Origin of the sequence: Streptomyces sp. NPDC001480 (genome assembly GCF_042894725.1) — a bacterium.
Lineage (GTDB): Bacteria > Actinomycetota > Actinomycetes > Streptomycetales > Streptomycetaceae > Streptomyces.
This window is the reverse complement of the sequence record NZ_JBIAVX010000013.1, coordinates 95,801-108,395: the sequence shown is the minus strand read 5'-3', so window position 1 is coordinate 108,395 and position 12,595 is coordinate 95,801. Positions and strand designations below refer to the sequence as shown.

Below are 12,595 nucleotides of genomic sequence, written 5' to 3'. Positions count from 1 at the left end.
TACGGGGCCTTAGGGGTAACCCTGAAGTCGCACGGCCGACCGCACTGTTGACGCTTGGTCTAACAACTGGAACAGTCGCGTGAAACCGGGGTCGCGGGCAGGCTGCGCGGCCAGAGCCGACGGCGGGCGGAGGCGAAGTGACGACGCTGGAGGGCGCGCGGGAGCGCCGGGTGCGCACGGGCGGGGTCGAGCTGTGCGTGGTGGAGCTCGGGGACCCGGAACGGCCGACGGTCGTCCTGGTGCACGGCTATCCGGACAGCAAGGAGGTCTGGTCCGAGGTCGCGGTCCGCCTCGCCGACCGCTTCCACGTCGTGTTGTACGACGTCCGGGGCCACGGCCGCTCCACGGCGCCGCGACCGCTGCGCGGCGGCTTCACCCTGGCCAAGCTCACGGACGACTTCCTGGCGGTGGCCGACGCGGTCAGCCCGGACCGGCCGGTGCACCTCGTCGGGCACGACTGGGGCTCGGTGCAGTCCTGGGAGTTCGTCACGGTGGAGCGCACCAAGGGCCGGATCGCGTCCTTCACCTCGATGTCCGGGCCGTCCCTGGACCACTTCGGGCACTGGATCAACGCGCGCGTGAAGCGCCCGACGCCCCGCCGCGTGGGCCAGGTCCTCGGCCAGGGCGCCCGGTCCTGGTACGTGTACCTGCTGCACACCCCGGCCCTGCCCGAGCTGGCCTGGCGCGGCCCGCTGGCCAAGCAGTGGCCGAAGGTCCTGCGACGGGTGGAGAAGCTCCCCGGTGACGACTATCCCACCGGGTCCCTGCCCGTGGACGCGGCGCACGGCGCCTGGCTGTACCGGGACAACGTACGGTTCCGGCTGCGCAGGCCCCGCCCGGACGCGTACGCGCACGCACCCGTGCAGCTCGTCACGCCCCTGGAGGACGTGTTCCTGTCGGAGCGGTTGTACGACGACCTGGAGCAGTGGGTTCCGCGGCTGACCCGCCGCACGCTCCCGGCCGGGCACTGGATTCCCCGCACCCGGCCCGACCAGCTGGCCGCCTGGATCGGGGAGTTCGTCTCGGGCGTCGAGGACGGCCGCCCCGCGCCGAGGCCGACCGGCCGCCACGCCGACCGCTTCGCCGGTCAGCTGGTCCTGGTGACCGGCGCGGGCAGCGGCATCGGGCGGGCCACGGCGCTCGCGTTCGCGGAGGCCGGCGCGCGCGTGCTGGCCGTCGACCGGGACGCGGAGTCCGCCGCCCGTACCGCGGAACTGTCCCGGCTGCACGGCGCGCCGGAAGCCTGGGCGGAACCGGTCGACGTCTGCGACGAGCAGGCCATGGAGAAACTGGCCGAGCGGGTCGCCGCCGAGCACGGCGTGGTCGACGTGCTGGTCAACAACGCGGGCATCGGCCTGTCCGGCTCCTTCTTCGCCACGACGACGGAGGACTGGCGCAAGGTCCTGGACGTGAACCTGTGGGGCGTCATCCACGGCTGCCGCCTCTTCGGCGCGCGGATGGCCGAGCGCGGGCAGGGCGGCCACATCGTCAACATCGCCTCGGCGGCTGCGTACCAGCCGTCCCGGGCGCTGCCCGCCTACAGCACGTCCAAGGCGGCGGTGCTCATGCTGAGCGAGTGCCTGCGGGCGGAGCTGGCCGGCCAGGGCATCGGTGTGACGGCGGTCTGCCCCGGCTTCGTCAACACGAACATCACGTCGACGGCCGTCTTCGCGGGCGTGGACGCCGAGGAGCAGAGCCGGCGCCGGAAGCGGACCGCCCGCCTGTACGGCCTGCGCAACTTCCCGCCGGAGAAGGTCGCCGACGCCGTCCTGGACGCGGTGGCCCGCAACAGGCCCCTGGTTCCGGTGACCCCGGAGGCCCGTGCCATGCACCTGGTGTCCCGCTTCCTGCCCGGGGCGCTGCGGGCGCTCGCCCGGGTGGAGCCGCGCTTGTGATCAGGGCGAACTCCCCTGGAAGAACCGCTAGTTGTCCACAGGCTCAGCAACTGGCCTGTGGATAAACGCACTTGCTTGTGGACCAAACCTCGACGGCAAAACCAAATGCGTGATTCACGTCTCTCCCGCCATGCTGAGGGGATGGACGAAAGACGCATCGTGAAGGTGTCGAAGTACCTCTCGAAGCACCTGCGCCACCAGCCCGAGCGGATCGGCCTCACGCTCGACGCGAGTGGCTGGGTCGAGATCGACACGCTGATCGCCGCGGCCACCGCGCACGGGTTCCGGTTCACGCGCGAGGAACTCGACCACGTGGTGGCCGTCAACGACAAGAAGCGGTTCGCGGTCGAAGACACCCGGATCCGCGCCAGCCAGGGCCACAGCGTCGACGTCGACCTCGGGCTGCCCCCGGCGACACCGCCGGCGTACCTCTACCACGGCACCGTGGCCCGCAACCTGGACGCGATCCGCACCGAGGGCCTGCGGCCCATGGACCGGCACGACGTGCATCTGTCGGCCGACCGCGCGACGGCCGAGCGGGTCGGCGCCCGCCGCGGCCGGCCCGTCGTCCTCCCCGTCGACGCGGCCGCCATGCACCGCGACGGCCACGTCTTCCACGTCAGCGCGAACGGAGTGTGGCTGACGAAGGCTGTCCCGCCGCAGTACCTGCGGTTTCCCGGGTCGCACTGACCCCTGTCCGGCATGATCAGTCATATGGACCACCACCTCCCGACGACGGAAGCCGCCGTCGCCGCCTGCCGGGCGATCGCCGACGAGTACGCACGTGAGATGAAGGTCACGCATGACATCGGCGCCGACCAGACCTCGCGCCGCACCGCGGCGGGTGTCGGTGTCACCACCGACCCCGACGGCTCGCTCCCGCACGAGGCCTTCGTCGAGTTCGGCGGTGCTCCCAGGGTGACCGTGCGGCTGTATCCCGAGGACGACGCACTGATCGCCGTCGAGGGCGTCGAGTGCCCCGACATCCCACGCGAGGACGTGCCCGCCTTCCTCCGCTCCGTCTTCGGCGACCTGGCGTACGTCAAGGCGCGCCGCTTCCCGCCGGGCTACCTCCTGGTCGTCCCGCTCCCCGGTGACCGTACGCACAAGGAGTACATGCCGCTGCTCAGCCTCACTCCGTGGCTGAGCAGCCGCGTGCGGTGACCGTTTCACGTGGAACAGGCTCCGGCCCTTAGGCTCGAGCTCATGAGTCTGCGTCTGAGCACCGTGATCCTTCCGTACCGCCGCTGGAGCGAGGGCGGCCGTTCGGCCTGGATGCGGGCCGAGCAGCTGGGCTTCCACACGGGGTACACCTACGACCACCTGTCCTGGCGCAGCTTCCGCGACGGCCCCTGGTTCGGTGCGATACCGACACTGACCGCCGCCGCGTCCCTCACTGACCGGCTCCGGCTGGGCACGCTGGTGACCTCGCCGAACTTCCGGCACCCGGTGACGCTGGCCAAGGAGCTGATCTCCCTCGACGACATCTCCGGCGGCCGGGTCACCCTCGGCATCGGCGCGGGCGGCACCGGCTTCGACGCCACCGCGCTCGGGCAGGACCCCTGGACCCCGCGCGAGCGGGCCGACCGGCTCGCCGAGTTCGTCCCGCTGCTGGACCGGCTGCTGACCGAGGACGGCCCGGCCGGGGTGTCGTACGAGGGCGACTTCTACTCGGCGCACGAGGCCCGCAACATACCCGGCTGCGTCCAGCGCCCCCGGCTGCCCTTCGCCGTGGCCGCCACCGGCCCGCGCGGCCTGAGGCTCGCCGCACGGCACGGCCAGGCGTGGGTGACCACCGGCGACCCCAGGCTGTACGAGAACGGCACGCCCGAGCAGTCGGTCGAGGCCCTGCGCGGGCAGGCCGGGAAACTGGCCGACGCCTGCGCCGCGATCGGCCGGGACCCGGCCGGCCTGGAGAAGATCCTGCTCACCGGCTTCACCCCGGACCGCGGCCGCCCCCTTCAGTCCCTGGACGCCTTCGTGGACTTCGCGGGCCGGCACCAGGAGCTGGGCTTCACCGAGATCGTGATCCACTGGCCCATCCCCGACTCCGTCTTCGCCGCCGACGAGAAGGTCTTCGAGCAGATCGCCATGGAGGCCCCGGCACAGCTGCGCTGACCTCGGCCGAGTGCGGTCCGTGAACCGACTGTGACTCATCTGTGCGAGGTCCCGCACGGCCGTGCGGGCATATGCGCGAGAATGGCGCGGTGACCTCAGCGACTCGACAGCCAGAGACCCCGCCCCGCGCCGTCCCGCCGCGGCTGATCGCCACCGATCTCGACGGCACCCTGCTGCGCGACGACAAGTCGGTCTCCCCCCGCACGGTCGCCGCGCTGGCCGCCGCCGAGGAGGCCGGGATCGAGGTCTTCTTCGTCACCGGCCGCCCCGCCCGCTGGATGGACGTCGTCAGCGAGCACGTCCACGGCCACGGCCTGGCGATCTGCGGCAACGGCGCCGCCGTGGTCGATCTGCACGGCGGCCCCGGCACCCACCAGTTCGTGAAGGTGCGCGAGCTGGCCAGGCCCAACGCGCTCGACGCGGTACGTCTGCTGCGCGACGCGGCCCCGGGCACGGTGTACGCGATCGAGCAGACGTACGGCTTCCACCAGGAGCCGGACTACCCGAAGCTCCACATGGAGATACCGGACGACCTCGCGCCCGCCGAGGACCTGCTGGCCCCCGGAGGCGCGGCCCCCGACGAGCCCGTCCTGAAGATCCTGGCCTACCACCCCACGCTGGACCCCGACGCCTTCCTCACCCTCGCCCGCCTCGCCATCGGCGACCGGGCCACCGTCACCCGCTCCAGCCCCAGCGCCCTGCTGGAGATCAGCGGCCCCGGTGTCTCCAAGGCCAGCACGCTCGCCCTGTGCTGCGCCGAGCGCGGGATCTCGCACGAGGAGGTCGTCGCCTTCGGGGACATGCCCAACGACGTGGAGATGCTGACCTGGGCGGGCCGGTCCTACGCCATGGGCAACGCCCACCCGGCCGTGGTGGCCGCCGCCTCGGGACGGACGGTGGCCAACAACGAGGACGGGGTCGCCGTCGTCATCGAGCGGCTGCTGGCGGAACGGCTGTAACGGCCCAGGACACCGGGTTCGTCAGCGGGCGCCGGCCGGTGCTTTCGCCGGCGCTTGCGCCGCCGCCTCCCGCTGAGCCATCCCGCGCAGCGGACCGTCCACAGCGGCCAGCTCGGCGTACGTCCCTCGCTGCACCACGCGCCCCCCGTCCAGCACGACCACCTCGTCCACCGCCTCCAGCCCGGCCAGCCGGTGCGTGATGAGCAGTGTCGTACGGCCCTCGGTGGCGGCCAGCAGATCGGCGGTCAGCGCGTCGGCCGTCGGCAGGTCCAGGTGTTCGGCCGGCTCGTCGAGCACCAGCACGGGGAAGTCGGCCAGCAGCGCACGGGCCAGCGCCAGCCGCTGCCGCTGACCGCCCGACAGCCGCGCCCCGTGCTCGCCGACCAGCGTGTCGAGCCCGTGGGGCAGCCCGTCCACCCAGTCGAGCAGCCGGGCCCGCCCGAGCACGTCCCGCAGCTCCGCCTCGGTGGCGTCCTTCCTCGCCAGCAGCAGGTTCTCGCGCACGGAGCTGTCGAAGAGGTGCGCGTCCTGCGCGCACAGCCCGACCAGCCGCCGCACGTCGTCGCCGTCGAGCGCGCGGGCGTCGACACCCGCCAGCGTCCAGGAGCCCGCCCGCGGATCGAGGAACCTCAGCAGCACCTGGGCGAGGGTCGTCTTGCCGGCTCCGGACGGTCCGACGACGGCCACGCGCCGCCCCTCGGCGAGCGTCAGGTCCAGCCCCGCAAGGGCGTCCCGGTCCGCTCCCGGGTAGCGGGCTGTCAGCCCGTCGAGGACGACCGGGAACGGCGACGCGGGCGCCTTCAGGGGTCGTTCCGGTTCCCGTACGGGCTCGGGCGCGTCCAGCACCTCGTACACGCGCTCCGCGCTCCGGCGCACCCGCTGCCGGTACCGCACGGCGAGCGGCATGCCCAGTACGGCCTCGAAGGCGGCCAGAGGGGTGAGGACGACCACCGCCATCGCCACGCCGCTCAGCCGGCCCCCGGCGACCGCCTGGGCGCCCAGCAGGGCGGTGGCGGCGACGGTCAGGCCGGAGCACAGCGCGGTGAGCCCGTCCCCGAGCGCGGTGGCGACGGCGGCGCGCCGCGCGATTCGGGTGAGGGTGCCGTCCGCGCGCCGCGCCTCCTCCGTACGGGCGGGCAGAGCACCGGCGACGGTCAGCTCGCCGGTGCCGGTCAGCAGGTCGGTCACCCGGGTCGCGAGCACTCCCCGGGCGGGTGCCAGCCGCCGCTCGGCGCGCCGGGCCACGGCACCGGTCAGCAGCGGCACCCCGGCCCCGGCGGCCAGCAGCCCCGCCGCGAGCGCCGCCCCGGCTTCGGGGAGCAGCCACGCGGTGAAGCCGACGGAGGCGGCGGAGACGGCCACCGCGACACCGGCGGGCAGCAGCCAGCGCAGCCAGTAGTCCTGCAACGCGTCCACGTCGGCGACCAGCCGGGTCAGCAGGTCGCCCCGCCGGGTCCGCCGCAGCCCGGCGGGGGCCAGCCGCTCCAGCCGCCGGTACACGGCGACCCGGGCGTCGGCCAGCATCCGCAGCACGGCGTCGTGCGACACCAGCCGCTCCGCGTACCGGAACACCGCCCGCCCGATCCCGAAGGCCCGCGTCGCCGTCACGGCCACCATCAGGTACAGCACGGGCGGCTGCTGCGAGGCCCGGGAGATGAGCCACCCGGAGGTCGCCATCAGCCCCACGGCGCTGCCGGACGCCAGCGATCCGAGCACGAGCGCCAGCGCGAGCCGTGCGCGGCGGGGGCCGGCGAGGGCACGGACGCGGCCGAGGATGCCCCCCGAGGACACCGCGAGGTCCGTCTCCGGCTCGATCTCCGCGAGGGTGCCGTTCGGCGCCTGTCCCGTAGCAGTGGCCGTGGACGTCCGCGACCGGGGGGCCGACGGCGTGGGTGCCTCGGCCTCCGCCAGCCGCACCACCCGGTCCGCCATCTCCAGCAGCGCCGGCCGGTGCACCACCAGCAGCACGGTCCGCCCCACGGCCAGTCGCCGGACCGCCGCCACCACGTCGGCCTCCGTCGCGCCGTCCAGCGCGGCCGTCGGCTCGTCCAGCAGCAGCACGGGCCGGTCGGCGAGGAAGGCCCGGGCCAGCGCGAGCCGCTGGCGCTGGCCGGCGGACAGCCCGGCCCCGTCCTCGCCGAGCAACGTCTCGACGCCTTCGGGCAGCGCGTCCACGAACTCCAGCGCCCCCGCGTCCCGCAGCGCCCGGCGTACCGCGTCGTCGTCCGCGTCGGGGCGGGCCAGCCGTACGTTCTCCGCGATCGTCCCGGCGTACAGGTGAGGCCGCTGCGGCACCCACGCGACCCGCGACCGCCACTGCACGGGATCGAGGCCGGCCAGATCGGCTCCCCCGATCCGCACCCGGCCCGCATCGGGCCGCACGAACCCCAGCAGCACGTTCAGCAGCGTCGACTTGCCCGCGCCGCTGGGCCCGACCAGCGCCACGGTCTCCCCGGGTTCGACCGTGAAGGACACATCCGTCACCGCGTCCCCGGAGCGCCCGGGATAGCGGACGGTCACCCCCTCGAAGGCCACCTCGAGGCCCGTCGCACCCGACGACCCAGCACCCGATGACCCGGCACCCGATGACCCGGCACCCGACGGCACCGCACCGGTCCCGGTCGCCGGAACGGGCGTCTCCAGCACGGCGAAGATGTCCTCCGCCGCCGCGAGCCCCTCCGCCGCCGCGTGGTACTGGGCGCCGACCTGGCGCAGCGGCAGATACGCCTCCGGCGCCAGCACCAGGATGACCAGGCCGGTGTAGAGGTCCAGGTCGCCGTGGACCAGGCGCATGCCGATCGTCACGGCGACCAGCGCGACCGACAGCGTGGCGAGCAGTTCCAGCGCGAAGGAGGAGATGAAGGCGATCCGCAGGGTCCGCATGGTCGCCTGCCGGTACTCGCCGGTGATGCGCCGGATGGAATCGGCCTGCGCCTTGGCCCGCCCGAACACCTTCAGCGTGGGCAGCCCGGCCACGACGTCCAGGAAGTGCCCTGATAGCCGGGACAGCAGCCGCCACTGGCGGTCCATGCGGGACTGGGTGGCCCAGCCGATCAGCACCATGAAGAGCGGGATGAGCGGCAGCGTGCCGACGATGATGGCCGCCGACACCCAGTCCTCGGTGACGATCCGCGCCAGCACCGCGACCGGTACGACCACGGCGAGCCCCAACTGCGGCAGGTAGCGCGAGAAGTAGTCGTCCAGCGCGTCGACGCCCCGGGTGGCCAGCGTGACCAGCGAACCGGTCCGCTGCCCGCTCAGCCAGCCGGGACCGAGCGCCGCCGCCCGTTCCAGGAGCCGCCCGCGCAGTTCCGACTTCACCGCCGCACTGGCCCGGTGCGCGGCCAGCTCGGTCAGCCAGGAGACCAGGGCGCGGCCGACCGCCACGGCCGCCAACAGCAGCAGGGGAGTGCTCACTTCGGCGGCCGGCCGACCGTGCTGGAAAGCACCGACGACCACCTCGGCGATGAGCATGGCCTGGGCGATGACCAGCCCCGCCCCGATGGCGCCCAGGCCGACGACCGCCACCAGGAACAGCCGGGTGGCACGGGCGTACCGGAGGAGACGCGGATCGATCGGTTTCACGTGAAACACACCTCAGTGCGCGGCTTCGGCGATGTGCTGGGTCCCGATCCGCTTCCGGAACACCCAGTACGTCCATCCCTGGTACAGCAGCACGATCGGGGTGGCGATCGCCGCGCACCAGGTCATGATCTTCAGGGTGTACGGGCTGGACGAGGCGTTGGTGACCGTGAGGCTCCAGTGCTCGTTGAGCGTGGACGGCATGACGTTCGGGAAGAGCGACAGGAAGAGCATCGCGACCGCGGCCACGATGGTGACCCCGGACAAGGCGAACGACCATCCCTCGCGCCCGGCCTGATTCGCGACGAGCGCCGTGACCAGCGCCGCGACCGCCACGATCAGAGCGACCAGGCTCTTGCCGTCACCGCTGTCGGCCTGCGTCCACAGCAGGAAGGCCAGCGCCAGCGCGGCGGCGACGAGGCCGACCCTGAGAGCGGTCTTCCGTGCCCGCATCCGGATGTCGCCGACGGTCTTCAGGGCCGTGAACACCGCGCCGTGAAAGGTGAACAGCGTCAGGGTGACGAGTCCGCCGAGCAGCGCGTAGGGGTTCAGCAGGTCCACCAGGTTCCCGGTGTACTCGAAGTGCTGGTCGATCTTCACGCCCCGCACGATGTTGCCGAAGGCCACGCCCCACAGGAAGGCCGGGACCAGCGAGGTCCAGAAGATCGCCGTCTCCCAGTTGCGCTGCCAGCTCTCCTCGGGCCGCTTCGCGCGGTACTCGAAGGCGACGCCCCGGACGATCAGACAGACCAGGATGACCAGCAGCGGCAGGTAGAAGCCGGAGAACAGGGTGGCGTACCACTCGGGGAAGGCGGCGAAGGTCGCGCCGCCCGCAGTGAGCAGCCACACCTCGTTGCCGTCCCAGACGGGACCGATGGTGTTGATCAGCACCCGCCGCTCGGGCCGGTCACGGGCGAGCAGCTTGGTGAGGATGCCGACCCCGAAGTCGAAACCCTCGAGGAAGAAGTAGCCGGTCCACAGGACGGCTATCAGGACGAACCAGACGTCGTGAAGTTCCATGACAGTGCAGCTCCCTTGACCCGAGGCCTAGTACGAGAAGGCCATCGGCTTGTCGGCGTCACGGGTGTCGCCGCCGATCTTCGTGGGCGGGTTGAGGTCGTCCTGGGTGAGCTCGGGCGGCCCGGCCTTGACGTACTTCACGAGCAGCCTGACCTCGACGACGGCGAGGACGGCGTACAGCGTGGTGAAGACGATCATCGAGGTGAGGACCTCGCCCTGGGAGACACCGGGGGAGACGGCCTGGCGGGTCTGGAGGACGCCGTAGACGACCCACGGCTGGCGGCCCATCTCGGTGAAGATCCAGCCCCAGGAGTTGGCGATCAGCGGGAAGGCCAGCGTCCAGATGGCGATGCGCCAGTACCAGGTGGTGAGCTTGGGGCCGAGTGCCTTGTTGGGGAGCAGGACCAGATGCGGCACCTCGTCGTCGCCGACCCGCAGGTGCTGCGGCAGCAGGAACTTCTTGCGGGTCAGCCACAGCCCGGCCAGGCCGATGGCGAAGGACGCCATGCCGAAGCCGATCATCCAGCGGAAGCCCCAGAAGGCGACGGGGATGTTGGGCCGGTAGTCACCGGGCCCGAACTTCTGCTGCTCGGCCTTGTTGACGTCGTTGATGCCGGGGACCGACGAGGTGAAGTCGTCGTTGGCGAGGAAGGACAGCAGGCCCGGTATCTCGATGGCCACTGTGTTGTGGCCCTTGTCGACATCGCCGTAGGCGAAGATCGAGAACGGCGCCGGCTTCTGGCCGTCCCACAGCGCCTCGGCGGCCGCCATCTTCATCGGCTGCTGCTTGAACATCACCTTGCCGAGGACGTCACCGCTGACCGCGGTGAGCAGACCCGCGATGACGACCGTGACCAGGCCGAGCCGCAGTGCGGTCTTCATCTCGCGGATGTGCTTCTTGCGGGTGAGGTGGTAGGCGGCGATGCCCACCATGAAGGCGCCGCCGGTCAGGAAGGCCGCGGAGAGGGTGTGGAAGGCCTGGCTCAGCGCGGTGTTCTGGGTCAGCACCGCCCAGAAGTCGGTGAGCTCGGCGCGGCCCTTCGCCTTGTTGATCCGGTAGCCGACGGGGTGCTGCATCCACGAGTTGGCCGCAAGGATGAAGTACGCCGACAGGATCGTGCCGAGCGAGACCATCCAGATGCAGGCCAGGTGGATCTTCTTGGGCAGCTTGTCCCAGCCGAAGATCCACAGGCCGATGAAGGTGGACTCGAAGAAGAACGCGATCAGGGCCTCGAAGGCGAGCGGGGCGCCGAAGATGTCGCCGACGAAGCGCGAGTAGTCGGACCAGTTCATACCGAACTGGAACTCCTGCACGATGCCGGTGACGACCCCCATCGCGATGTTGATCAGGAAGAGCTTGCCCCAGAACTTGGTGGCCTTGAGGTACTTCTCCTTCTCCGTGCGCACCCACGCCGTCTGCAGCCCGGCCGTGAGGGCGGCCAGCGAGATCGTCAGGGGGACGAACAGGAAGTGGTAGACGGTGGTGATGCCGAACTGCCAGCGCGCCAGCGTCTCCGGCGCCAAAGCCAACTCCACGTCGCCGGCCTCCTTACATCGACGAGCTTGTGAATGCGTTCACATTCACAAGCCATTATGACGCATGGCCCTTCGGCACCGGAGAGGCGGGGGGTCTTTCAGCCGGGCCGACCGGTCCCACCAGGCAGGATCCGGTCGGCCCACGGCCCGTCTAGGCCTCCTTGCGGAACTCTTCCGCCACCTTCAGGAAGATGTCGTTCGCCTCGGTCTCCCCGACCGTCACCCGCACGCCCTCACCCGGGAACGGCCGGATCACGACACCGTGCTGCTCGCAGGCCTGCGCGAACGGGACCGTGCGCTCCCCCAGCCGCAGCCACACGAAGTTGGCCTGGGTCTCGGGCACGGTCCAGCCCTGGGCGCGCAGCGCGTCGACAACGCGGTTGCGCTCGCACACCAGCGAGCCGACCCGGCCGAGCAGCTCGTCCTCCGCGCGCAGCGAGGCGATCGCCGCCTCCTGCGCCAGCTGACTCACGCCGAAGGGCACCGCCGTCTTCCGCAGTGCCGCCGCCACCGGCTCATGGGCGATCGCGAAGCCGACCCGCAGCCCGGCGAGACCGTACGCCTTGGAGAAGGTCCGCAGCACGCAGACGTTCGGCCGGCTCCGGTAGAACTCGACGCCGTCGGGCACCTCGGGGTCCCGGATGAACTCCCGGTAGGCCTCGTCCAGCACCACCAGCACATCGTGGGGCACCCGGTCGAGGAAGCGCTCCAGCTCGGCCCGCCGCACGACGGTGCCCGTCGGGTTGTTGGGGTTGCAGACGAAAATCAGCCGGGTCCGGTCGGTGATCGCGTCCGCCATCGCGTCCAGGTCGTGCACATCGCCCGGCGTGAGCGGCACCTGCACCGACCGCGCCCCGCTGATCTGCGTGATGATCGGGTACGCCTCGAAGGACCGCCAGGCGTAGATGACCTCGTCGCCCGGCCCGCTGGTGGCCTGGATCAGCTGCTGGGCGACACCCACGGAACCGGTGCCGGTGGCCAGGTGGGAGGCGGGCACGCCGAAGCGGTCCGACAACTCCTCCACCAGGCCGGAGCACGCCATGTCCGGGTAGCGGTTGAACGAGCAGGCCGCCGCCGTCACGGTCTCCATCACCCCGGGCAGCGGCGGGTAGGGGTTCTCGTTGGAGGACAGCTTGTACGCGACCGGTCCACCGGCCGCGGCCGGCTTGCCCGGCTTGTAGGTGGGGATACCCTCCAGCTCGGCGCGCAGCTTGGGGCTCGTCTCGCTCACCGCAGTCCTCCTCGCGACCACCGGCGGACCGTCAGCGCCGCCGGCTTCCAATACTCCTCACCTTAAGAGGATTCGGCCTTTCTGCGTACAGCTGAGCGATGACCTCGTACGGCTCGGCCCGGCTCGCTGAACGATGCGTTCCGCCAGACCGGCATCACGGGCATCACCACCCCAAGGCGCACGTATCGGGGGGCGTGCCCCACATATATCTATGCGCCGGTGGCTCGCGCCCTGGCGCGCATCACCCGTGAAGG

At 71.7% G+C, this 12,595-nt stretch carries 9 protein-coding genes; 5 read left to right on the top strand and 4 right to left on the bottom strand.

Going from position 1 to position 12,595, the window contains the following annotated elements:
- Positions 1-137 precede the first annotated feature (137 nt).
- The 5 genes from ACFY01_RS30580 (at position 138) to ACFY01_RS30560 (ending at position 4,972) form a co-directional block, all read left to right on the top strand.
- On the top strand, positions 138-1,895 hold the full coding sequence (locus ACFY01_RS30580; RefSeq protein ID WP_390738990.1) for an SDR family oxidoreductase: 1,758 nt from the start codon (positions 138-140) through the stop codon (positions 1,893-1,895).
- Positions 1,896-2,036: 141 nt separating this feature from the next.
- On the top strand, positions 2,037-2,585 hold the full coding sequence (locus tag ACFY01_RS30575) for an RNA 2'-phosphotransferase (protein WP_390738989.1): 549 nt from the start codon (positions 2,037-2,039) through the stop codon (positions 2,583-2,585).
- Between the two features lie 12 nt (positions 2,586-2,597).
- Complete coding sequence (locus tag ACFY01_RS30570) at positions 2,598-3,059, top strand: hypothetical protein (protein WP_390738988.1); 462 nt, start codon at positions 2,598-2,600, stop codon at positions 3,057-3,059.
- Between the two features lie 42 nt (positions 3,060-3,101).
- Entirely contained in the window at positions 3,102-4,013 is a 912-nt protein-coding gene (locus ACFY01_RS30565) for an LLM class flavin-dependent oxidoreductase (RefSeq protein WP_390738987.1), read from the top strand.
- Positions 4,014-4,084: 71 nt separating this feature from the next.
- Entirely contained in the window at positions 4,085-4,972 is an 888-nt protein-coding gene (locus ACFY01_RS30560) for a Cof-type HAD-IIB family hydrolase (RefSeq protein WP_390738986.1), read from the top strand.
- Between the two features lie 21 nt (positions 4,973-4,993).
- Here the strand turns inward: ACFY01_RS30560 and cydD are convergent, their stop codons facing one another.
- The 4 genes from cydD to hisC all read right to left on the bottom strand — a co-directional run bounded on the left by cydD (position 4,994) and on the right by hisC (position 12,341).
- Positions 4,994-8,557: a thiol reductant ABC exporter subunit CydD gene (gene cydD, locus ACFY01_RS30555; RefSeq protein ID WP_390738985.1), complete on the bottom strand. Its 3,564-nt coding sequence runs from the start codon at positions 8,555-8,557 to the stop codon at positions 4,994-4,996.
- 12 nt (positions 8,558-8,569) lie between these two features.
- The gene (cydB, locus tag ACFY01_RS30550) at positions 8,570-9,574 is read right to left on the bottom strand and encodes a cytochrome d ubiquinol oxidase subunit II (protein ID WP_390738984.1); all 1,005 of its coding nucleotides are present in this window, start codon (positions 9,572-9,574) and stop codon (positions 8,570-8,572) included.
- 27 nt (positions 9,575-9,601) lie between these two features.
- The gene (locus ACFY01_RS30545) at positions 9,602-11,110 is read right to left on the bottom strand and encodes a cytochrome ubiquinol oxidase subunit I (protein ID WP_390738983.1); all 1,509 of its coding nucleotides are present in this window, start codon (positions 11,108-11,110) and stop codon (positions 9,602-9,604) included.
- A gap of 151 nt (positions 11,111-11,261) precedes the next feature.
- A complete protein-coding gene (gene hisC / locus ACFY01_RS30540; protein WP_390738982.1) occupies positions 11,262-12,341 on the bottom strand; it encodes a histidinol-phosphate transaminase in 1,080 nt (359 codons plus the stop codon).
- Positions 12,342-12,595 lie beyond the last annotated feature (254 nt).